Genomic DNA, 23,059 nt, shown 5'->3' on the forward strand with positions numbered 1-23,059 from the left:
AAAGCGACCTCAGTCCTGCTCATGCTGCGTTACGAGCGCGCGATGGGCCGGCAGCTTCCACCATGGCACCCAGGGCGCATCATGATGTTCATGATGATAGCCAAAGTGGAAGCAGGTCAAAAGCGACAGAAGCGGCGAAAATTCGTTGCTTCTCGCACGATGCTTGTCCGCAAACGGGATGTCGTCGACGCGGTGAGGCCGATACGTACCGAAATAGAAGAGCTGGACTGACGACAGGATGGCAGGCAGCGCCCAGAAAATCAACATCGTCGGGAAGCGTTCCTGCAGGATTACGAGGTAGAGGACCACGGCAACCGTCAGTGTCGCGAACTCACGCCAACCGAAATAATACTGGAAGAATTTGAGGTACCACGGCCAGAATTGCGCCGAGTGTTCGGTGTCGAAATCGGGATCGTCTGCCGTGCCTGCGTTGCGGTGGTGGGCGTGATGGTTTTCGTGCAGCTTTTCGTATGAAAATCCCGCGTAGATGAAGACGCAGAAGCGACCGATTGCGCGGTTGATGGCCGGATATTGCGGGAGCATCGAGCCATGCATCGTGTCGTGCGCAACGATGAAAAGGCCGACGCTCAGCCAGCATTGGACGGCGATCACAAAAGGTGCAGCGAAGATGCGGCCGGGCACCGTCCAGTCGATCAGGAAGATCGCAGTGACATGGATCGTCATCCAAGCGGCGACGATGAGGCCTGCCAGCAACAGTCCTGTCGCGACGTCCCGTCGGTCGCCTTGTCTTGATCTCTCGTTGGTCCTCATCGCTCCATCCATCAGAACCTCAGCCTTCGTCGCGAAACGATCAGAGCGGAAGCCGTGCCGACCACAGCCATTGCCACGAGTGAAACTATCTCCGGAATGACATCCGACAAGGTCTCGTGTCTCCAGAACACACCGTAATAGGCTTCGATCGCCCAAGTGTTTGGCGTGAAGCGACCGATCGACTGCAGGAATTCGGGCATCATGAAGCGCGGTACCATGGAGCCGCCGACGGCCGAACAGATGAGCACGACGAAGGTGGAAACGGTCTGCGCCTGCTGTTTCGTCGTGCACGCCGTTGCAACCGCCAGAGCCAGCCCGGACGCACCCAGTGCCGCGGCAACGGTGATCAGCAGCCACAGATCTAGCCGCCTGGTCACGTCGACCTCATAGACCAGCTGCGCAACGATGAAGATGAGGCCGACCTGGATGACGCCCTGGATCGTCAGGAACAGGAGTTTGCCTAGCACGACCACCGCGCTACCGCCCGGGCCGACCGCAATACGATCGATAATACCGGAGTTTCGCTCCTCAATCAGGGTCGCAGCACTTTGCAGAGACGCAAACAGCAGAAACAGAATGGCGACGGCGCCCGCATAATAGGTCACCGTTGCCCCGGAGCTATCGGACGAACCGACGGACGCCGTCGCGACAAGGCCGGGCGCGTTGGTGGCAGCCGGCGGCTCGCTTACCCGCGCACCGGCTTCGATCGCGGCTGCCAGCCTTGCGGACTGCTCCGGCGTGAATGTGCCGACAACGCTCTGGAACGTGATGGCGGTCCGCGAAAGGAGGAGATCGGGTAGCTGACGCGCCACCAGTTCCTGGACACGACCGGAGACGATACTGCCGGCCATCAGCTTCGACGGTTCGACCAGAACTTCGAAAGGTGCGGCCCCGGTGTCATCGATCTCCGCGCGGATGACAAGTCCGACATCCGCAGCGCCCTGTTTGACAAGGCTCTCGACCTCAGCCCGGTTTGAGCGCACGGGGCCGATGACCTCGAATGTCCGTTCCTGACGGAGCGCCTTCTCCAGACGCTGCGACGCTTGGGTGGATGAAAGCTGCGCGACCGCAACCTTCAGATCTAGCTTGTCGCTCGTCGTTGCCGAAAATATGGAGGCGAAGATCACGAAGATCGCCGGGGGCAGCACGAATGCAAGAACCAGCGCTCCCCGGTCGCGCAAAAGCCCTAGCGTCATCACACGAAGCATGGCAAGGATCATGGGCGAGGGCCCTCAAACCCGGTTCCTGGCTGGTCTGCTAGGCGGAGGAACAGGCTGTCGAGGCCGGGCTTGCGGAACCGGATCTCCTTCGTCGCCATGCCGGATTGTTCGAGATGTTCGGTGATCTCGTGAAGCGGCTTGTTGCTGATTACGCTCCAGCACTGGCCTCCCTCAACGGCAGAAAATCCGCGCCCGCGCAAGACTGCCTCATCCGTCGCCGAGACCGGCAGTTGCGTCTCGATGATGATCTCGTGCTGTCCGTCAAACGCCAGATCGAGGAGGGCGCGCGGAGCTCCCTGCGGACCGATAACGCCCTTATGCAGAAAGCCAACCTGCGTGCAGAGAGTTTCTGCCTGCTGCAGATCGTGGGTGATCAGCAGTATCCCGACGCCGCTGTCGCGAAGCTTGAGAATGACGTTTTGCAAGGTGATGCGAGCCTCGATATCGACGCCGACCATCGGCTCATCCAGAATGAGAAGAGCAGGGCGATGCAGGATTGAAGCGGCGATATTGACGCGGCGCTTCCATCCCCCGGACAGGACTTCGACCCGCTCACGAAGACGGTCCGTCAAAGCTGTGTGTTTGATGACTTCGCCGATCGCGTCTTTCGTCGCGGCAGCACTCAGACCGGACAGCCGTCCGAAGACCTGCAGGTTTTCCAGGATCGTCAGGTGCGGATAGAGCGCGATTTCCTGCGGGACAAGTCCGATCTGCCGGGAGACGCCGGCCCGTATTGCCTGACCGCCGATCGCGATCGTTCCCGCACGCGGCTTCAGCCGACCGCAAATGGCACGTATCAGCGTCGTCTTGCCCGCGCCGTTCTGGCCGAACAGACCGAATATCTCTCCTCGCTCGATGCGAATGTTGATCCGACGGAGGATTTCGCGATCGCCGTAGCAGGCACTGAGATCACGGACCTCGAGAGCAGCAGGACTTCCCATCAAATCGCACTCCTTCCGTCGTTACCGTCTAACACGAGCAGCCAGATCTAACAGCCCGGCATCGGATTGATAACGGCCATCAAAGGTCAAGATAAGGCGAACCATTTCATCTCTCGCTAGTTTGAGGCTGCGTAGTTTCGTTCGAATTCAAATCGAGAGCTCGCGCTTGGGTCATGCCGAACTGATCGCATCCCGAAGATGGCCAGTGATCGTTACGGCTTTCGTAGCACGGTACGGTTGACGGACGACGTTCTGACGACAATCAGATCTCTTCGTCTTTATGAAACGGCGCGTTTGGATAAGCGAGCGTCGTCGCGCGAGACATTCGAAGAGGAAACGGTTTGTCGGTTATCGCGTGGGTGCGTGGCGGATTAGGAAAGTGGAATGCATATCAGTAACGATGTTGTCTCGCGCTCGAGTCGCCATTTCACGATCTCTTTCCTGCTCATATGTTCGCAGATCATCTGGTTGCTTTCGCTCGGACGAGACTGGTTCTGTGCCTGCGGGTCGATCAGGCTCTGGGCGGGAATGGATCCGGCCCAGAACTCGCAACAGTTCTTTGACCCGTATTCTCTCCTCCATTTCGCATTCGGCTGCGGTCTCTTCCTGTGGCTCACGGCCGTGCGACCGCATTTCACTCTTGCCAGACGGGCAGCCTACGCCGTGATGAGCAGCGTGTTGTGGGAAATGTGCGAGAACCTGCCCTTCGTCATCGGACTTTTCGGCACCGAGGGCACCCAGCTCGCCTATTCCGGCGACAGTATCGTCAACTCGCTGTCCGACACATTCAGCGTTCTTATCGGCTTCGCAGTTGCGTCGCGCATCTCTACACCCGTAACCGTATCGGTAATCCTCGCGCTGGAGGTCCTGACCTTCACCTGGATCGGCGATAGCGTGGTGGCAGGAGTCTTGCGCATAGTATCGTCGTCGATAGCGTGAAATGCAGCAAAACGCCTCGACAACTTGCCTGAAGACAACCTCGTCACGCTCCGAAAGGTAACCGGCTTTTGCATCTCGCTCTTATCTGCCCCCTATTCAAGAGCCATATCGCCGTCTTCGAGACAGTCGGAGCCGAGCTTGTGCGCAGAGGTCACCGAGTTACCTTCGTGCTGAATGCCGGAGCCGAGCGGTATGTGACGGAAGGATTCGATGTCTGCGCGGTGGAGGGGACCGACGCGCGACAGATGGAACGCGTCATCGACCGGGCGTCACGACCCAGCGGGCTTTTGGGCGTTCTGAGAACCGTTCACGACACGGCCATGCTGACGGACGCCCTCTGTGAACATGCTCCGGAACATCTTCGTGCACTCGGAATAGATGCCGTTCTTGGCGATCAGATGGAGCCGGCAGCTGGGCTGCTCGCTCGCCATCTCGGGGTACCCATCATATCGATCGCTTGCGCACTGCCGATCGAACGCGATGAAACCATCCCGCTCCCGTTTTTGCCGTGGCTCTATGATCCGTCGCCAAAAGGGATCCGCCGAAACAGGGGAGGGGAGCGCGTCTCCCGGCTGCTCCTGCTGGAGCAGAACCGGGTCATCCGCAAATGGTCACGCCGCTTCGGTCTCGGAGAGACATTCCACGACCTTCAGTCATGCCTTTCCGATGTAGCGACAATTGCCCAGACGACGGTCGGCTTCGATTTTCCCCGTACCTCAGCCAATAGTCGGTTGCACATGGTGGGTCCGCTTCGAGAGGAGGAGCTCGAGGAGGAAATCCCGTTCGACGTCGACTCGGGAAAGCCCTTCGTCTTCATGTCTCTCGGCACGCTGCAGGGGCACCGCGCATCGCTTTTCGCTGCCGCCGCCCGAGCCTGCCGCCAGCTTGATGTGCAGTTGCTCGTCGCCCATTGCGGTGGGCTCGACCGGGAACAGGCAGAGGCCCTGGGCGCAACCTGGGTCGTGGACTTTGCGCCGCAGCGAGCCGTGCTTGCCCGTGCTGATCTTTGTATCACGCATTGCGGGATGAACACCGTCATGGACGCGCTCGAGTTCGGCACTCCCCTGCTTGCACTCCCGATAGCGTTCGATCAGCCCGGCGTCTCCGCCCGGATCGTCCATCATGGAGTCGGCTCGCGAATGTCGACCCGCCTGTTGACGACCGCCAAGACGAAGCAAGCTATTGAGACGCTGCTGCACGAGCCAGGCTACAAAAAGCGGGCAGGGAAGATAGGCCGTACCATCTCGGCAGCAGGCGGACTGCGCAAGGCGGCTGGTATTATCGAGGCTGCCATCATCTGATCCCTTGGTGAACATTGCTTGGCACACCTAAGGCGCTTACTGCTGGGTCGCATGTTCGATACCCATCAAGGCGTCAGACTGTAGGAACCTATTGCAACGACTTCTGGTCGATCTCACTGTGCATCTAGTTTCGCGTCACGGCTAAGTGTAAGCGCAAAGACTTGTCGTTAGTACCCGGTCGCTAAAGTCGCTAGCACCAAGCCACTTTCATCCCTAGACACGCAAGTGCGTAGAGGCGGTAAACCCAAGCCAACTGCCTCCTTTATGACCACGATCAGGCGGACGTTGTGATTGACTTCTGTATGCGTCGCGTTAGAGGGCGTCTGCTTCTAAGCAAGCTGGAGGCAACGTGTTTGCTCAGCTCTAGTCTATCGGACTGACGAACATGGATCGGGTGGCCGTCACGGCGGACCGACACGCCACCCGATCTCCCTTATGGGCGCCTGTCGCGGTCTTTTGTTGACGATCAACTTAGCGCGGGCAATGCCTACGAGCGGCCAATTAGCGATTGGCTTCCGCTTGGGAAAGGCGCTCTAATAGTTGCTGAAATTCCTCGTCTGTCACAGGCGGACGATTAGTCGCCATGGCTTGCGAAGCCCGACGCACCATCTCGCTTTTTGCAAGTTTGACAAATTGATCCGACGGGCTAGGCATTCTGATATCCTCTCGCATTAATGACACTAACACCTACCTTCCGAAAATGTTCTCAAGATTCATCGTAAACGGATCTTCAGTCGCAATCGCAGCGAAAGGAGTAGCGCAGAAAACGACGGGCTGCGCTGGCAGGGTGGCCAGGGCAACAGAAGGACGATTTATCACCGGCAACCGGCTGCGTATGCTTCGTTAAGCGCCGAGGAGGTAATGTAGCTGTCCAGGGATATCTTGCTAGTGGTGTGCCGTGGTTTTTAATGCCTACATGGTTGAACACCAGCACAGTCGCCGAAGAGAACGATATCTAGCCGTATCGTTTGTTCGGCAGGATCTGCGTGCTTCTGGGCGAAATTACCCTATTAGGACCGTTTCAGACTACGTGCGAGAACGCGGTGCGCTTGCCATGCTGTATTAAGGCCAAGCCTTTCCTGTTTGGCCGTTTTTGATACCGATTAGCTGACCTGTTTAGGAGTAACCATTGCAATCAAGCTGATAATCAGAGAGTGCTTGATAAGAAACTCGGTTTGTTTCAAGCTGACAGCTCACATACCTAAAAATGGCTCCGCGAATTCCTCTCGCTCATGGACACGCCCAAGTCCTGGGGAAATCTTATCATATTGGTAGGAGCGAGTTGCGACGTGCGCACTGTCCAGATGGTGAGTGATATTGCAGCCAATCGCGATAGTGCTGACTTGCCACGGCCGCAACGGCCTCTCGTGAACTGCTCCGTCGAATACGACATGACTGCGGTTCAGTCGATACTGCGTGTCGGGGTAAAGGTCTGACCGAATGCCGTCAACGTAGTTCTCTCTCGGAATTCCAATTGAGACAAAGCCGTGGCCTTGCATGGAAGTTGCTAGCTGACGCAGTTTTCGCACATCAAGGCTTGATATTGTTTCGTCGGCATCGAGCTGCATGACCCATGGCGAGCGACTGTTTTGCTGAATAAAGTTTCGCTGCGCCGCAAAGCTTTGGGCGAGCGGGCGACCAAGTACTCGTATTCCTCTGGGCAATTCGAAAGTTGGATGCCAACTCTCTTGCTGATCGATCACGATCAAACACTCGGCGAACTCGTCCAATACATCGCAAGCTGACGAAACAGCCCTATCCAGCTCGCTCTCGCGGCACATGATACCTAGTGCGAACGATGCCAGCGGAAATTCTCCTAATGGTGTCGTATATGCATGCCCAGGAACATCACTGTGAGGGCAGGCAAGCGCACGTTCTTGTGCGGCATCGCCAGGCACTATCGCAAGGCCATATCGTATGGCAATCATCTTGAGAGTGAAGATGTCGAAGCCAACCTCATCAGCCTGCGAACATCTGATTTCGTGGCCGTCGAAGTAGGTAGCTTGATGTAACGCTGCTTTCAAATCCGCGTAGAGTAGACCGCAGTGGGAACACTCGTACTCGTAATACTTGCGGCGTTGGGAAAATTCTAAAAAGCGGCTGCTCGGTTTGATCTTGCGAGCGGCGCAAAGGCTACACCTTGGTTCTGTCGTTATGGTGTTCAGGGCGATCTCGACACTTCTAAAGCAGTTGATCCGATGCGCGCCGCAAGGTCGTCAACCAAGAGCCGTGACTTGAAGCAGCAGGTTATTTGCGACCGTCAGCCATCATTCCGTTGGCAACCTCTCGGCAAGCACAAGGCTCGAAGGCACTTGCCTGCCGCGTTCCCCCGCCACGTAAGTCTCGAGAAAGGCCAGCGCGTTCCTGAACCCGTTCACGGTGTATGGTTTTTCGATCCCGCCGATGGCGCCGGCGTAGTCCGTCGGTATACGCTTGAGATTGCCCGATACGAACGTGTAAGGCACACCCCGCGCGGCCAACTCCCGTCCCACGTCAATGCCTGTCGGTCCGTCCTGCAGGTGAATGTCGACGAACGCGAATTCCGGCGAGGCATCCGAGACGAGGGCTTTCGCCGTCGCACTCTCGGCCGCGATGCCAACTACCTCGTGGCCGGCCGATTCAAGCTCGCTTTCCATCTCCATAGCGAGAAGCGCCTCGTCTTCGACGATCAGTATACGCATCTTTCAGTCCTTGTGTTCGTCGACGAGCATGGTGACATGGACATCCGTTCGATCTCCTTCGCACTTTTTTTCAATTCTCGCACCGAGCTGGCGCGCGGAAGTTTCCAGCAACAGCGCACCGAACGCCTGTTGCCCTTTGTCCACCTTGACGGGTGATGCTGTGTCGCTGACCCGGATCAGGAAGTGCCCGTTCAGCAGTCTGACCTCGACGTGTATCTGGCCGCCGTAGTCACCAAGGCCGCGGCGTATGGCGTCTCCGACGAGCTCATTGACGACGAGAGCGATAGGAGAGGCTTTGGCGGCAGGTACAATGACCTCGTGTAGGTCCATCCTCACCTCGATGTCGGTTCGGTTCAAACCGCCTATGCGGTCCTGGATCAGTTCCCGCGTGAATTCGGCGACGTCGAAGTGACCAATGTCGTCGTTGTTGAGAAGTTTGCGCTGTACGGTGCTCAACGCTTCGACGCGGTCGAGCACGGAACGCAGCGTCTTCCTGGCTATTTCGTCTTCCGAGATCCGCGCCTGCGCCTTGACGATCGACGCGATGGTCATCAGGTTGTTCTTCACGCGGTGGTCCACCTCGTGGACGAGGACCGTCTTCGTCTCCAGAGCGCTCTGCAGATCTGCCGTCCGCTTTTGGACTTCCTCCTCGGCAAAATGGCGGGCTGCCGCGAGTTCGGCTTCCTTGCTCTTGATGTTCGTAAAGTCGAGCTGCGACGCGAAGAAGTAGATCACCTCGCCCGCGTCGTCTCGCACGGGGCTGACGAACAGCGCGTTCCAGAAGGAGGCCCCGTCTTTCCGATAGTTCAGGATGTCGATGGCCAGGTCTTTCTCGGCGGCGACCGCGTCCTTTATTCTGGCGATGGCTTCGGGATCCGTGCCCTCTCCCTGAAGCAGGCGGCAGTTGCGGCCGACGAGCTCCGCCTGGCTGTAGCCCGAGAGCTCGCAGAACGCATTGTTGCAAAAAATGATCGGATTGTCGTGCTGACGGGGGTCAGTGATCAGCATCGGCATCCGTGTCGCTTTGAACGCCGCCGAGAACGGGTCTTCGTACATGTGCTTAGCGAGAAGCCTCTGGCCCGCCTGACGTGCAAGACGGCGCTCGACCGTTTCCTTCATCACGTAATCCGATCAATGGAGTAGTTGCCGTAACTAACGACCGTGCTGAGAAGGTCAATAAGACGGATCACAATTAGCTCATGTCCCGCATATCGCTTGTTTTAACGCGTGTTCCTGTTATGTCCTACTTATCGAAGGAAGACGGTTGTCCCGCCCGTAGTCGGCGTGAGCTGCCAGTACAAGCAGAGGCCGCCTATGCTTCAACAAAACCTCACCGCATGTGATGTCGAACCGATCCACGTCCCCGGTTCCATCCAGTCTCATGGCATTATGCTGATCGCCGACGCCCATACGCTTGTCTGCATAGGCGAGGCGGGTGACGTTGATGGCTTTCTCGGACAGACGGTGGTTGGCCAGCGGCTCGACGACGTCCTTAGCGCTTCGGCGCTCGGCCGAATGTCGGCGATCGCGACCGGAAAGGTCGCAGTGCTTGGTCGTGTGGATGCGAGCGGAGGACCCTTGAACGCCGTGGCGTATCGCTCGGGCGAGTTCGCCGTCGTCGAGATGGATAGGGCGGAGGAGACGGCCGTCGAGGCGGTCCCGTTCCTGGTCGACCTTGATGCCGCCAGCACACGCTTCGAACGTTCCGCAAGCGTCGCCGAGCTGTGTCGGAGTGCTGCGACGGTGTTCCGGGAGCTGACGGGCTACGATCGCGTCATGGTCTATCAATTCCTCGATGACGATGCCGGCGTCGTGGTGGGCGAGAGCGCCGCCTCCGGCAACTACAGCTTCATGAACCACCACTTTCCAGCGTCCGACATCCCGAAGCAGGCAAGAGCGCTCTATCTGCGCAACAAGGTCCGCGTCATTCCGGACGTTGACTACCTCCCGCGGCCGATCCGTTCGGATCGCGACCTGCGCGGTATCGACCTCAGCGACTCGACGCTGCGGAGCGTCTCGCCGATCCATATCAAGTATCTGCACAACATGGGCGTGAAGGCATCAGCCTCGTTCTCGATTATCAAGGACAACGTGCTGTGGGGGCTTATCGCCTGCCACCATCACCAGCCAAGAACTATTCCTCTTACCGCGCGCATGGGATGCCAGACACTCGCGAATTCGTTCGCGCGAAAGATCAAGTCGAAGGAAGATGCCCAGGTTCATCGGGAGCGCATCCGGCTGCGGTCGCAGGAGGACGCTGTCCTGGCGTTGCTCGGACCGGAGACTTCCCTCGACGAGCTGTTTGCCAAATCCGGAGAGAAAATCGCGAAGATGCTGCATGCGGACGGCTTCGCCGCGGTTCAGGCTGGCGAGCTCTTCGCATACGGCAAAACGCCCGATCCCATCGATATCCGCAAGCTGGCCGATCACGTGCGGGTTCCGGCCTCGCAGCAGGCCTATGCCACGCCGAGCCTGTCGGCGAGTTGGGCAGAGGCAGTGGCCTTCACGGACATAGCCAGCGGATTGCTGGCGGTCACCATGTCGACAGAAGTACCAACCATCCTCATGTGGTTCCGTGCCGAACACGTCGAAGTCCTCAGATGGGCAGGCAATCCACACAAGGACACGTCGCACGATCCATCAGCGGTCCTAACACCGCGCTCGTCATTCGAGGCGTGGAGCGACGAAGTTAGAGGCAAGGCGAGACCCTGGTCACATGCCGAAATCGAGTCCGCGAGCCGCGTCGTGCGTCTGATGCTCGAGTACCGCAATAACCAGCGCCTGCGCGAACTGAACCGCGAATTGACGATTAGCCTGCGGGAGAACCAGGGACTCGTTTCTCAGAAGGACTACCTCCTCAAGGAGGTCAATCATCGGGTCCAGAACTCGCTCCAGCTCGTCTCCGCCTTCCTGCGCTTGCAGGCACGGGGTGCGACGAGCGAAGAGGTAAGGCAGAACCTCGACGAGGCGCAGAAGCGGCTGAACGCCGTTGCGCTCGTCCATCGTCGCCTCTACCAGGACGAGAGCGTCGAGATCATCGACCTGTCGCGCTACATCGAAAGCCTGATGGAGGAGATGACGACGTCGATGGACGAGAGGTGGCAGGACAACCTGACACTCGACCTGTCGCCAATCCTGATCGCCACCGACAAGGCCGTCAATGTCGGCCTGATCCTCACCGAGCTGGTCATCAACGCGCAGAAATACGCCTACGACGGCATGCCGGGACCACTCGCGATCAAGCTCGAACAGCACCGGAACTCGTTCCGTCTTATCGTTTCCGATGTCGGCCTTGGCAAGCAGAAGACCACGGGCGGGAGAAGCGGTTTCGGCTCTCGCATCCTTGCGGCAATCATCGACCGTCTTGAAGGCAACATCGACGAGGAGGACAACGCGCCTGGTCTGCGGGTCGTCGTTACAGCACCGATCCAGTGAGTGTTTAGTCCTCACACAGCGATCGTTACCTCAATGATGAGCACGCAAGATCAGCCGAACAAGTCTTTCGTCTGTGTCGGAAGCCCCCCGAGGCCACCGACCTCCATGTAACGTGGCAGCACTAACATTCGCTCGGCGGGCAGGGGACGTTGAAGGGCCTTCGCCTCACTCCACGGCACGGTCAACCAAATCTCGCATTCTTCCTTCGTTGTCAAAAGAACGGGCATGGCCTTCGGATGGATAGGTTTTACGATCTCGTTGGGGTCGGTCTTCAGGAAGGCATAGAGGTCGTGTTCTCCCTCGCGCGGCGAATCTTTCGGACCTTTGGCATCCGTCGTGATTGTCGATGGCACTGATGAGGCAATCCGGATCGCCAACGACAACGACTACGGCTTGTCCTCTGCAATATTAAGCCGGGACGTCACCCTTGCCCTCGATTTGGCGAAGCGACTGAATGCAGGGAAGTCGCATATCAACGGCGCAACGCTTGATGACGAGGCTCAGATACCGTTCGGAGGGGTTAAAGATAGCGGCTACGGTCGGTCAGGTGGCGCAATCGGGTTCGAAGAGTTCACCGAGCTCCAATGGATCACAATCGAAGGTCCGCAAGCCCCGCGATATCCGATCTCCGAACAACAGCGTTGACCGAAGTGTCGGCTTGAGGGCCGCAGCGATGGTCCCTCGATGACCATTCTACGAAGGCGCTTATGCTGCACACAATATTCGTCTAGCTTGCCGTCGCGGCATTCGCTGGCAGTTTGTGAGAGGCTTACCGGTATCTTTCTAGCGTCCAGTACTCAGGACAGGATTAGCTTTCTCTGTGCTCGGGATGCGTATAGCAAGCCAGCGCCCTGGCGTAATGCCAAAGGTTTTGCGGAAATGGCGCGTAAAATGTGCCTGATCAGCAAAGCCGGCATCAGCGGCCGCCGCCGCAAGCCCCTGTCCTTCCACCATGGATCGTTTCGCCCGTTCCAGGCGGCGCATCACAAGGTATCGGTGGGGGCTTGTACCCATCAACCGTCGAAACTGTCGCGCTAACTCGTATCGGTCCAGTCCTGTTTCCGCCTCCAGGGCCCTGGAGCTTACGGGTGCTGCGCAGCGGTCTTCGAGGAGGTCCCGAGCTCTCAGGACAGCGGACCGTGCCGAAGGAGTTAGCGTTTTTCCCGGTGTACCCGCCTGCCGGGAAAGGCCGGCAGCTAGCCGCATCACCACGTCATCCATCAACAGGTCAGACAGCTGCTCGTCCAGGTCAGCGAGTATATCTCCAAGCGCCTGCCGTATCCCTTCATCGGCTAACACAGGATCAGGAACAAAGGGCAGCCCTGTGCGATGACCGTCAACGGCGCTGATTAGGTCCGGCGGGAGATAGATCATGCGGTAGATCAAACCATCGTCAGTGCCGGCAGCTCCATCATGCAGCTCGTCGGGATGAAGCACGATAACGTTGCCGGCATTGCTGAAGCGCTCGACCCCACGATAGCGGAAAGTCTGCAGGCCATGGAGGGTCAGTCCAAGCCCGTACGTGTCATGGCGATGCGGTGAGAAGGCGTTGCCATGAAAGCGAGCCTCGATGCGCTCCACCCCATGTGAGGAGTCGGCAACACGCATCCCGTCAGCCGGACGGGCCTGGCACGAACGTTCAAGACCGCCCCGTCCACCTGGCGCTAAGTCTGCGTTTGAGTTCACACCCAAAAAGGAGTTCCGTTGCATGTTTGACACCAAGATCGCGATCGTAATCCGCGATGATCTTGCAATTTGGCAGAAGCTGAACGTGACCGCGTTCTTGACGAGCGGCCTTGTCGCCCAGTCGCCGGAGATTATCGGCGAACCATACCGGGATGCGCACGGTCATGTCTACAACCCGATGACCATCCAGCCAATGGTGGTGCTCGGCGCAGATCAGGAAACGTTACGCAGCGTCCACAGGCGTTCCGTTGAGCGCCACGTGAGAATCTCCGCCTACACCGAGGAAATGTTTGGGACTGGCTACGACGCTGCTAACAGGGCTGTGTTTGCTCAGTTCTCGCCAGATGACGCGAAACTCGTGGGACTCGCCCTGCGAGCCGAAAGGAAGATCGTCGACAAAATCGTCAAGGGAGCCAGGATGCATCCATGACCGCATCTGAATGATGCCGCAATGGCAGCGTCGCTCCGGTCGTCCTCGCTATCGGCCTGATCGGCGCTGGGCCGAACGATTGGAGCTACCCGCCCGCGGCATCCCTATTTGGCGCGCGGCTCTAGCCGCCGGCGAGACAATTGCGAAGTTTTGAGGATCGTAAGCGCGCAAACGTTTGGCGCTCAGCCCGCTTACGATCCGGTGGAATTCGCTCGATCAGGTCAAGGACGCTTGTAGATCGCTCCAGCTTTTACCGACAACGTCCCGGAAGCGGTGATGTGGTGACCGGCAGTAACCCTTACACAAGTGCCCTCTCGAGTTTACAATCGTCCGGAGCTAGCGAAACGCATCACCCTTCATCGAATATCAGAACTGCTTGGGCAGTCCATCTACGGGAGGTAGCTGCGGTAAAGTCGGGCGATAGACTTCTTGGTATGAACTCTCAGAGATCTGGACCAGCTTCCGGTTGTTTAGCGCTCTGTCGTTATGCCTTCAAGAACGTCATCCACGCATCCCGAACCACACTAGAGCTATTCCTACTGCTATGCAGCAGCTGACGGTTATGAGCGCGTAAGTGTAATCCACCGCACGACCTTTGGTTAGGACGTGATGATACCTACAACATATAATTGTTCCGTAACGGTTTGGGCTGTCGCTTATGGCTCGTTTACTCACCAACGAACACTTTGAGCGGGTTGTTTGGTAACCCAGCGTATCGTGAGAGCCATGACTTCAAGATCAGGCGCGGATCGCCAAACGGCGCACCTCGCAGCGGCGTTCTGTACGCTCTAGGGGCTCCCACGTCACCTAATCATCGGTGCTTACTGGTTGTTGGTGCCGCTTCTAAGATTTTCTATGTCAGTTGACGTACCGAGCCACTCGACAATGAATCCGTCCGCGCTACGCACCGGCGTAGCGCGCGTGTGAAACCGACGGTACGCATTCGTATTCGCCTCCCTGATGCGATACTCGATCTCGAACCCACCTGTCTCGATCGTTTTTGACCAAGCCGCCAGCGCAGCGGCCCGGTCATCAGGGTGAACTGGGTCGAGCCAACCCATTCCATGACTGTCAGCCTCGGCCTGACCGGTATACTCCGTCCACTGCGGGCCCGACCAGGTTAAATTGCCACCCTCGGCGGCACGCCAAACAAGCTGCGGAATACCTTCCAAAAGTGCTCTTTGCCGGACCTCGGCCCTAGCAAGCTCCTCCTCAATGACCTTCAGAGCCGTGACATCGTGACCAATGCCCCCAATATGTAAAACGTTACCTCGATTGTCCTTGATTGGGAAATCGGTGTTCCGTAGCCAGCGGATAGCACCATCTGAGGGCCGCTTGATACGATATTCAAAGGTAACCCATTCGCCTACCAGCACGCGCTGCAGGTTTTCGGCAGCCAGTTCACGGTCTTCAGGGATTATGAGATCGAGCCATCCGATCATATTGTCGCCACGCAGGGCTTCCTCTCGATCTAGTCCGTAGATCACCTCAAATGCGGGGGTTAGATATGACCACTGGAACGTCTTGGCATCACGTATCCAAAGAATATCTTGGGAAGCTTCGCCAAACTGACGGAGCTGATCCTGGATCTCTGACAATGCGGCTTCGGCACGTGCACGATCCGACACATCGATGAAAGTGACGACCGTGCCATCGATCCTGTCCTCTACCGTTCTGTAAGGTCTCAGGCGCATCGAAAAGTCCCGGCCGTGGCGGGTGGCAACTTCGCGCTCAACCGGTATTAGGTCCCGCAAAACCTTTCGGGCGTCCTTATCAATGTCGTTGTAGTCGAGATGGTGGGTGAAATCGGTAATCGCCCGACCGATGTCGTGACGAGTAATGTTAAAAAGTTCTGCCACGGGCGCAGTAAACATTTTGATCCGGAGATCTGCATCAAGGAAGAGCGTGCCGATTTCAGTTGCAGCCGATAGATTCTGGAGGTCGCTGTGGGCCTCTGAAATGCTGTCGAGCTTGTTCTTAAGTTCTGCGTTGACTGTGTGCAGCTCCTCGTTGATGGACTGCAATTCCTCTTTTGAAGTTTCCAACTCCTCAGCAGTGGAACGATACTCCTCATTCATAGATTGGAGCTCTTCGTTCGCGGCTCGTAGCTCTTGAACCAACGCGTCATGCCCGTTGCGGCTCATCATCAACGCTTCTTGCGAGGCTTTCAGTTCGGCGTAGATCCGTCTTACTTCACCAGGCCGGCTGTCGGTGATTTCGTCCTGATCATCGCTCTCTGCGACGACGCCGCCATCCAGGAAGAAAACAAGAGCGCGTGGAGATCTTGTGGCGTCGTCTTGAAGGGGAGTGACCTGCAGTGCAACCCGTCTCTTGCTTTGCTCAAACGCAACGATGCTGGGCAACGTGACCGTCGGCTCACCCATTTCAAGCGCTCGAGCCAAGGCAATCCCAAGATCCAAGCGCAACTCTGCTCTGACAACCGATGTGAGTGATTTGGAGACAGGTCCTGCTGAATGCAGGATGAAGCGACCGGCGGTCGGGGACAGATGAAGAATGTTCTGCCTATCATCGACAAGTGCACTCGCCGGTGCATGTTGCTCAAGTGCCGTGACATGAATTTCCGCCGCTGGCGCAGCCGTCCTCTCAACCATCTGAGTTGCTACCCGATGACTTGAAAGCTTCTGAGGAGTCGCAAATTGTGGCATGATCGGTAGAAGTTGCGCACCATGGAGCTTGGCGCTGTAAATTCTAGCCTGCCGATCGACGGGCGAGAACAAGTCAGTAGCAGCGTCTACCGTTTCCGCTGAACCGAGAAAGAGGTAACGTCCACCGCGGAGACCGTAGCTAAACAAAGAGCACACTTGGGCCTGTAGAGTGCGCTCAAGATAGATCAGCAAATTACGGCACGTTACCAGATCCAGCCGCATGAACGGCGGCTCCTTCAGAATGCTGTGCTTGGCAAAAAGGATCGTATCGCGCAGTTCCTTGCGGACACGAAAATGCGAACCTTCATCAATGAAGAAGTTCGCTAGCCGCTCCTGAGAAACATCAGCCTCGATTGCCCGTGGATATCGCCCTTCTCTAGCGAGTGCGAGGGCGTTCTCGTCCAAATCGGTCGCGAAGATTTGGAGGGGTATCCGGACATTCTGTCGTACCATTTCTTCATGGAAGAGAATAGCGACGCTGTAGGCTTCTTCTCCGGTCGCGCACCCAACGACCCAGACACGAATACTGTCTTCGACATCCGCATCGTAGCCACTGACCAGTGGCCTTATAGTCTGTGTGGCCAGCGCCTCGAAAGCTTGCTCGTCCCGAAAAAACATCGTGACCGAGATCAACAGGTCGGAGAAAAGGTTGTGCGCCTCGTCAGGGGTACTGGTGAGATAGTCGGCGTATTCACTTAGGGTTTTAGCTCGACAAACCTGCATCCTGCGAATGACCCGGCGCATGACCGTTGCACTTTTATAGGCCGAGAAGTCATGGCCGACACGCGATCGGAGCACAGCAATGATGCGGCGCAACTCGATTGTCGATCCAGCGACATCAATTGAGCGGACTGCGTCTTTGCTGCGGGCAACTTCGGAAAGATATTCGACCAGGCGGGCGATCGGTGCAACGAAATCCGCAGAGCCAGTTGCAATCGCATTCTGCGGCATGGACGGAAAGCTGGCCTCTGAGGGGTCTTGAACCATGATGACCCCGCCCGCTTCCTTCACGGCGGTAACACCGAGAGCGCCGTCCGAGCCGGCGCCCGTCAATACGATAGCGACACCGTCGCCTCGAGCTGAAGCCACGGATCGGAAAAACATGTCGATTGGAGCACGCCTTCCACGAACCTCCGTAAACGGCCTGGCTGCAATCCTGTCACCTTCAATGACAAGTTCGCGGTCCGGCGGTATAACGTAGACGCAATTCGGTCTTAGCTCAGGGGAGTCGTCCACCTGATAGACAGGCATGGTAGTGCATACCGCTAAGATATCACGCAACGCGCTCCGCTCGTCCGGCGACAGGTGAAGGATTACGACATAAGCGAGCCCCAGATCAGGAGCAATCTGCCGAAACAGATTCTGAAGTACCCCGACGCCGCCAGCAGACGCTCCAATAGCGCACACGGGCACGAAATTTTTCTCGGGCGGGGAGGCAGTGTGCATCGAGTTGGTCATATCGCCTTTGCCTGGTCAAATCACAGCCGATAGAACTGCGCTAAACCATTTATAAGCAGACGTAGTCCGAACGCTAGGCAACCGACTTCGCGTCGGGCGATTTCTTTTGAATGTCCTCAAGTGTTTTGAGAACCTTGATGATTTCATCTGATGAGCAGGAATAGTAAATATTCTGCGCGTCTCTTCTAACGCCGACTACGTCTGCGTTTCTTAATTTTTTAAGATGTTGAGACAGAGCCGACTGGCTGAGATCCACCTCAGCCGCAAGGGCCGATACGCTCCACTCGTTTCTCGAAATAAGCCCGAAGACCTTCAATCGACTAGGGCTGGCAAGGAGCGCAAGTAGGTCTGCGGCTTTATCGACATCGAACTTGAAGTCGCGGTCCATTTCTATATCCTGATCTGGAACAAACCAAAACACTCAGGTCAGTGCGAGTGACGTTCAACCTGCGACTACAAAAGGCTACACTATTCCAAAAGTCACTACAATGGTCGTCACGGAGTATCTGAGATGCATCACGCGGAGCGCACGCGAGTCCTTGCGGAAGAGATCGAAGGGCTTCTCCTAGAGGTTCGAGCCAATATTGGGATCAGTCGCGGCTTGCTTCGAGAAGCTCCATCTCGCGTCGACCACATCGCGAACGAAAGGGTGCTGTTCGTCATCCCTGATATGGGTTTTTTCAGCTGGTTCGTGAGCGGAAATCTGTTTCATGCAGACAGCATTTTCGCCAGCCTGCACGGCTTGAACCTTCAGGATCTTTCGGTTGGATTGCCAGTCGAAATCGTGCTTTCGCATATTGACGACTGCGATCAGGCGCACATTGCGGGCGGCTTGCATCAAGCAATAATAACAGGGGACCGATGCGCCTTTGAATACTTCACCGTTTCAGCCGGCGGTAGACGGCAAGTTGCGATGATTGGAACTTGTCTGAGAGATACACAGGGCAAACCCTCATTTTTTTGCGGCATCGTCACAGAAAAGAAAGCAGACCTACTTCTCGACGCATCCGAACCTTTCAAGACCTACTGTGACGCAGCACTCGCGCTCGCAAATGAGCGGGGCAACCTGCTCGCTGCGCGGTATCTCAAGTCCGCGCTAAATACTGTTCTGTGATCGAGAACCGATGCTTGGCAAATAGATAGTGATTGTAGGAGACGCCAGCCGGTTGGCAAATGATGCACCGTCTAGACCAAAACCTTTGCGTTTCGCCTCGTCAAAAACATCTACCAAGCGCAGCATTGCACGCTTGCGCCAGTTCCTGTGTTCAAGAAGGGTATACGAGCGCTAAGCCGGTCCGCGTCATTTGGCCTAAATGCGTCAGAGGCGGCATGCATTTCTTCGATAAAAGCGTGTCTCGACCAACCGTCGGCTTTAGCAAGCGCCAGGATGAGCGGATCAGTAAGAAGTTCCGCAAGTGTCATTTCTTCATGTTTTGCCATCGTCGCCTACTCCTTGTAACTACTCCGATAACTTGACCACAAGTTCGGGCAGTGTTACCAGTCTGTAACGCCATTTGTTACAGACCGGTCACACCTATGTCAATCCGTAACTCCTCCACCGCATCCGTTGAACCTGAACGAAAGGGTTCAGTAGCTCCGCGTGAGCGAATTGTGTCATGCGCTGCTGAGTTGTTTCGAAGGTTTGGCATACGCGGCATTGGCGTTGATGCTATCGCGGAGGCCGCCCACACCAACAAAATGACCCTTTACCGGAAATTTCGGTCGAAAGACGATCTGCTGTGCGAGACCCTGCGACAGGTAACGCAACATGCGTCGGTTTTTTGGACTGAACTCGATCAGGACGACCAAACGGATGCTGCCGCGAAACTTACATCTTGGGTAGAATTTCACGTCCAGCGGTTGGAGCAAGAGCCGGGAGGATGCGATTTGGCAAACGCGGTTGTCGAGCTTCGAGACAACACCCACCCCGCATATGCAGTTGTCCAAGAATTTAAGACGGAGCAACGAAACCGACTGGCGGCTTTATGCACGGCAGCTGGAGCTACCGATCCTAATCTACTCGCTGATACGCTTTCTCTGTTGCTGGAAGGCGCGCGTGTGAACCGCCAAGCCACGGGGGCCGATGGTTCCTCACGTCGTTTGCGGGAGTCTTGCAACGCGACCATCGAAGCGTTTGCCCGTCATGAGAGCAACCAGTAGTAACTAAGCTCAGCAGGCATCCGGCGTTCTCTTTGCCACGTAACTCCGGCTGGCTACGGTTCGTCGGAGGCTGTTTCTTGGGGGTTCCTGCCATTCGTTTAGCGCGAGAGTTGTGTTGGCTGAGACAGCGGTTGCTACCTGGTAGCTCGGGGCAGGGCCCTCAGAGCTACACTCACTCTACGGGAGTCTGAAGAGCGCACAGTCTAAACCAAGGCTTATCAACGTGGACAGCATCTATTGACCGCTGAGTCTGCTACAGAATTGCGACAGCGAAGCGGCGCGTGAAACATTCTACAGCCCACAGCGTCCGTTCCTCGACTATTGCAGCGCACACCTGGGTTTCGTCACGACGGCGCTGCAGCGGTGTTGATCTGCTGTAGGTCGTAAGACTGTTTCTTTAGTGTTCTCGACGATTACATTGATGTCGAATTTCTTCCACAAAATCCGGCATGACGTCGTTCTGGTGCTGTTGGTTGGACGCGACGATCAAGGGTGGTGTCTAGTTAGCATCCTTAGAAGACCGCGGAGAAAGTTCACGGATTGCCTGGCCGACAATCGCCTTTTGTTTTGCGCAAGAGGTGGAAGCTGGTTAAGAAGGCCAGGACATGAGCACTCTAGAGCTTCGAGCGCGGCCGTTCATCCTCGACTGCGTCCCCAACATCGACCGCGCGCATCGGCTCGAACGAACTCTATTTCATTAGCGCGTGGGCTTGCATGGATCACCTCAGTACAGACGACAGGATTAAGGTTCGCGATATCTACGAGAACCTCGTTACGGCAGATTGGTTTAACCGGAACGCTGTAACCGAGCGCGAACTCTTGATTCTTGTGCTCAGCAAAGTTCGGCAGGAAGTCTCCTCGAACCTGTTGCAAGAGTGCCGTGCGGAAGCACTGTCCCGCTTTTCCAAATAAGGCGATTCAAACCTAGTTCGATATCTACCTCGATTGCAAGGTTGGCATCGGTGCTGAAAGTTTTCCTTTCATCTCAGGTTTTGCGAGCGTTAAAGTCAGTACCGACACATAGGTAATTCGTGGACCACTGAATATTAGAAATAACTAAATTAGGAAAGACAATGACAGAACGTAGGTTGAACGAAGGAAGTACAATTTTTGCGAGTGAATGCAGTTATGCTCTTTGCACTATATTTGAAGTACGACCGGGCTACTTTGACGACAACGGATACGGATCGGTCGAAACGTTGTCGTGCCGTTGATCAATTGATCCGCGTTCTATCGGCCCCTTGCAGGGCGATGCGCAACTGGTGCCAGACGAGATTGAAACGCTACGCATGCTGAGTGGTGAACCCTGCCAGTTGTTAAATTTCATGTATATCTGGATTTCGTGCGCATGTGCGACGCCCACGAGAAATCGAGGGCACGGCGATTCTGCAAGGACCAACCAGCCGCGATAAGCAGACGATAACTGCTCGCGATCTCTGCTCCGTTATGTCTGTAACCCTCGTTTTACGCAACGTGAGCTCGCATAAATATTGGTGTACCTCAGCCAAATGTCTGCATGGTATAAGCCTCGTGTGTCGACCGAAGCCGCAGGGAGCCACCGCGCCACATGTCCTATCGCACCATGTTCCCGCACCTTATAGCGGCAGCTCTGTTTCTTCTTGGCCCGCCACTTGCCTTCGTAGAGGAGCCGGCCTTGCCGCGTGGTGCCGAGACCGCGGGTAACGCGCCGCCCAGCGAAATCATGCTACGCGCGGCACCCCTGATGCAGGCGGGGAGGGGCGACGAGGCGACGTTCTGGTTCTATGCCGGACAACTTCGCTGGCGCTCACGCTTGAACGGCGGCCCAGCTCAGGACCCGACCGGCGAACCCGCTCTGTTCTCGTCGCTGTTCGAGACACTGGGGCCGTCCGTCAATGCTTGGGCCTTCGGAGATATACCCAAGCTCCAGCTGACGATCGACGCCGTGCTTCTTTGGGACGAACGTTATCCTGATCCTTCGCTGGATCCGGCCGTACACGAGCGGACGCGGGCAGGGCTGACGGCCGTTCGAGACCAGATCGGCCGAGAAGCGGACATGATCAGAGCTGAGCGCGCCTCACGTGGTCTGGAGAACCGATAATGCTGCGCATGAGGTGTTGCATCGACATGGAACGCTTGTCCCGCCTGCTGCTCGCCTCCGCGATGCTACTTGCCATCCCCGGATCCGCATCGGCGCAGGATGGTCCTGTCGCGGTTCCGTTGCGCAGCGGCCTGGAAGGCGCACTGCGCGGCTGCGAGACTTGGGTCCTCGACCCGTCAAGCTGGCTGAACGATCCGGCGCGCTTCCTCGCGGCCATCGATCTTGGCAGCGCGGTGTACGAGACCGAGAAACTGCCCGAGCCGCTCCTCCCCCCTGAGCCCCTCCGACGCGGCAACCGCTACTGGCGGATCAATGCCGGACCCAACGAGGGTTACGCGCTGGTGGTCTCGCGCGACATCCCGATGTGCCACATCACGGGCGGCGGCGGGGTCGACTTCCAGCCAGCGGCCGAAGCCATGGCCGCCTCGCCGGACTTCTCTGATCGCTGGGAGCGCATCGGCGAGGAGCGTCAAGAGGGCATGGTCTCGACCTTCTTCCGACTGCGTGAGGAGCCAAAGCTGGCGTTGGTCCTCAGCCGTGCCGACGCGCCGGGTGCACGACGTGACCGCGCCCAGGTGATTGCGACGGCGACCTACGACCTTGGTCGCTGAGGCGACGCAACTTCGTCTGGCCAGCGTGGTGGAAACGGTAAAACAAGAACCTCACCGCCCGGCGGGATCGGTCCCAGATGGCGCAGCACACGGTCATAGTTCTGATCGCTCGGGGAGTAGCGAAACTCACCATGTCCGACGACGGACCCGTCTTCGCTTTCGGCTCGCAGCCATAGGACCAGCGTGCCATCGGGCTCGCTATGCGCTGAGCCGATCGCCGCCTCCGCGGAAGGAGGAGCCGGCGCATGCCCCTGCGAACGGGCTCGCCTGTTGGCGGACGCCGCCAACGCTTCCAGCACTGCGACGAAACGTGGTCTTGGACAATCGGAGCCGACCTCCTGCAGGACGTCGTCGCCATCGAACAGGGCGACGCTGCACAGTTGGTCGGTCGGCTCGCCGATCATTGGCGGATCGGGATCCGGCATGATCCAGACCTCGTTCCCGGACGCAATCATGTTGCGCCGCTCGTCATCCGAAATGGCATCGGTGCGTTCGCTTTGGATCTTCACCGGCCCTTCCGCATCGGACAGACGGGTTGTTGCCTGCCGGATCGTCATGAGGTCGAGATCAATGACGATCCAGCGAGCCAGCGGCGACAGGACGTTGCCGGTCGTGACCAGCATCCCGTGACGCGGAAGTTCACCGGCAGGAAAGTCATCGAATGCTATCGTACCGTTTCA

The 23,059-nt window shown here is 57.2% G+C and carries 20 protein-coding genes; 9 read left to right on the top strand and 11 right to left on the bottom strand.

The features are described from left to right. Window positions 1-9 precede the first annotated feature (9 nt). Genes IFT59_RS21525 through IFT59_RS21535 form a run of 3 tightly spaced genes read right to left on the bottom strand, consistent with a single transcriptional unit; the run spans window position 10 to window position 2,932 of the window. A complete protein-coding gene (locus IFT59_RS21525) occupies window positions 10-771 on the bottom strand; it encodes a fatty acid desaturase (protein ID WP_113165961.1) in 762 nt (253 codons plus the stop codon). 11 nt (window positions 772-782) lie between these two features. Continuing rightward, entirely contained in the window at window positions 783-1,991 is a 1,209-nt protein-coding gene (locus IFT59_RS21530) for an ABC transporter permease (RefSeq protein WP_113165890.1), read from the bottom strand. Beyond that, a complete protein-coding gene (locus IFT59_RS21535; protein ID WP_113165889.1) occupies window positions 1,988-2,932 on the bottom strand; it encodes an ABC transporter ATP-binding protein in 945 nt (314 codons plus the stop codon). Before IFT59_RS21535 ends, IFT59_RS21530 begins: the two co-directional genes overlap by 4 nt. Before the next feature lie 384 nt (window positions 2,933-3,316). Between IFT59_RS21535 and IFT59_RS21540 the strand changes: the two genes are divergently transcribed. Together IFT59_RS21540 and IFT59_RS21545 are read left to right on the top strand one after the other, a co-directional pair. Then, the gene (locus IFT59_RS21540) at window positions 3,317-3,871 is read left to right on the top strand and encodes a DUF2585 family protein (protein WP_113165888.1); all 555 of its coding nucleotides are present in this window, start codon (window positions 3,317-3,319) and stop codon (window positions 3,869-3,871) included. Window positions 3,872-3,939: 68 nt separating this feature from the next. Next, window positions 3,940-5,172: a glycosyltransferase gene (locus IFT59_RS21545; protein WP_113165887.1), complete on the top strand. Its 1,233-nt coding sequence runs from the start codon at window positions 3,940-3,942 to the stop codon at window positions 5,170-5,172. A gap of 1,193 nt (window positions 5,173-6,365) precedes the next feature. On the opposite strand, the gene IFT59_RS21550 is transcribed toward IFT59_RS21545, so the two are convergent. From IFT59_RS21550 to IFT59_RS21560, 3 genes are all read right to left on the bottom strand, one after another. After that, entirely contained in the window at window positions 6,366-7,196 is an 831-nt protein-coding gene (locus IFT59_RS21550) for a glycosyltransferase (protein WP_162734819.1), read from the bottom strand. A 243-nt stretch (window positions 7,197-7,439) separates the two neighbouring features. Next, window positions 7,440-7,853 carry a response regulator gene (locus IFT59_RS21555; protein ID WP_062583333.1) on the bottom strand — a complete coding sequence of 138 codons (414 nt, stop codon included), beginning with the start codon at window positions 7,851-7,853 and terminating at the stop codon, window positions 7,440-7,442. A gap of 3 nt (window positions 7,854-7,856) precedes the next feature. Then, window positions 7,857-8,972 carry a PAS domain-containing protein gene (locus tag IFT59_RS21560; protein ID WP_113165886.1) on the bottom strand — a complete coding sequence of 372 codons (1,116 nt, stop codon included), beginning with the start codon at window positions 8,970-8,972 and terminating at the stop codon, window positions 7,857-7,859. A gap of 195 nt (window positions 8,973-9,167) precedes the next feature. Here IFT59_RS21560 and IFT59_RS21565 point away from each other — a divergent pair, with 195 nt between their 5' ends. Then, complete coding sequence (locus tag IFT59_RS21565) at window positions 9,168-11,288, top strand: histidine kinase dimerization/phosphoacceptor domain -containing protein (protein WP_062583337.1); 2,121 nt, start codon at window positions 9,168-9,170, stop codon at window positions 11,286-11,288. 50 nt (window positions 11,289-11,338) lie between these two features. Here IFT59_RS21565 and IFT59_RS21570 read toward each other — a convergent pair whose 3' ends face one another. Next, window positions 11,339-11,641 (bottom strand): hypothetical protein, encoded by a 303-nt coding sequence (locus IFT59_RS21570; RefSeq protein ID WP_192088228.1) that lies wholly within the window; start codon window positions 11,639-11,641, stop codon window positions 11,339-11,341. Here IFT59_RS21570 and IFT59_RS21575 point away from each other — a divergent pair. Further along, window positions 11,625-11,933, top strand: a complete 309-nt coding sequence (locus IFT59_RS21575; RefSeq protein WP_342366133.1) for an aldehyde dehydrogenase family protein — start codon at window positions 11,625-11,627, stop codon at window positions 11,931-11,933. The genes IFT59_RS21570 and IFT59_RS21575 overlap by 17 nt on opposite strands. Before the next feature lie 138 nt (window positions 11,934-12,071). On the opposite strand, the gene IFT59_RS21580 is transcribed toward IFT59_RS21575, so the two are convergent. Beyond that, a complete protein-coding gene (locus IFT59_RS21580; RefSeq protein WP_249407692.1) occupies window positions 12,072-12,896 on the bottom strand; it encodes an AraC family transcriptional regulator in 825 nt (274 codons plus the stop codon). 100 nt (window positions 12,897-12,996) lie between these two features. On the opposite strand from IFT59_RS21580, the gene IFT59_RS21585 reads away from it, so the two are divergent. Beyond that, a complete protein-coding gene (locus IFT59_RS21585) occupies window positions 12,997-13,404 on the top strand; it encodes a DUF2000 family protein (RefSeq protein WP_113165884.1) in 408 nt (135 codons plus the stop codon). An 821-nt stretch (window positions 13,405-14,225) separates the two neighbouring features. Here IFT59_RS21585 and IFT59_RS21590 read toward each other — a convergent pair. Together IFT59_RS21590 and IFT59_RS21595 are read right to left on the bottom strand one after the other, a co-directional pair. Beyond that, complete coding sequence (locus IFT59_RS21590) at window positions 14,226-17,528, bottom strand: chemotaxis protein CheB (protein ID WP_249407693.1); 3,303 nt, start codon at window positions 17,526-17,528, stop codon at window positions 14,226-14,228. A 73-nt stretch (window positions 17,529-17,601) separates the two neighbouring features. Beyond that, entirely contained in the window at window positions 17,602-17,916 is a 315-nt protein-coding gene (locus tag IFT59_RS21595) for an ArsR/SmtB family transcription factor (protein ID WP_062583343.1), read from the bottom strand. A gap of 123 nt (window positions 17,917-18,039) precedes the next feature. On the opposite strand from IFT59_RS21595, the gene IFT59_RS21600 reads away from it, so the two are divergent. The 4 genes from IFT59_RS21600 to IFT59_RS21615 all read left to right on the top strand — a co-directional run bounded on the left by IFT59_RS21600 (window position 18,040) and on the right by IFT59_RS21615 (window position 22,379). Further along, entirely contained in the window at window positions 18,040-18,642 is a 603-nt protein-coding gene (locus IFT59_RS21600; protein WP_192088229.1) for a hypothetical protein, read from the top strand. A 422-nt stretch (window positions 18,643-19,064) separates the two neighbouring features. Continuing rightward, the gene (locus IFT59_RS21605) at window positions 19,065-19,688 is read left to right on the top strand and encodes a TetR/AcrR family transcriptional regulator (protein ID WP_113165883.1); all 624 of its coding nucleotides are present in this window, start codon (window positions 19,065-19,067) and stop codon (window positions 19,686-19,688) included. A gap of 1,567 nt (window positions 19,689-21,255) precedes the next feature. Next, window positions 21,256-21,768 carry a hypothetical protein gene (locus IFT59_RS21610; RefSeq protein ID WP_113165881.1) on the top strand — a complete coding sequence of 171 codons (513 nt, stop codon included), beginning with the start codon at window positions 21,256-21,258 and terminating at the stop codon, window positions 21,766-21,768. Next, complete coding sequence (locus IFT59_RS21615) at window positions 21,768-22,379, top strand: hypothetical protein (protein ID WP_113165880.1); 612 nt, start codon at window positions 21,768-21,770, stop codon at window positions 22,377-22,379. The genes IFT59_RS21610 and IFT59_RS21615 overlap by 1 nt, the downstream gene beginning before the upstream one ends. On the opposite strand, the gene IFT59_RS23215 is transcribed toward IFT59_RS21615, so the two are convergent. After that, window positions 22,361-23,002, bottom strand: coding sequence for a hypothetical protein (locus tag IFT59_RS23215; RefSeq protein ID WP_249407694.1), 642 nt, complete (start codon window positions 23,000-23,002; stop codon window positions 22,361-22,363). The genes IFT59_RS21615 and IFT59_RS23215 overlap by 19 nt on opposite strands. Window positions 23,003-23,059: the final 57 nt, after the last annotated feature.

It is taken from the genome of Rhizobium sp. CFBP 8752, assembly GCF_014842035.1.
Lineage (GTDB): Bacteria > Pseudomonadota > Alphaproteobacteria > Rhizobiales > Rhizobiaceae > Neorhizobium > Neorhizobium soli.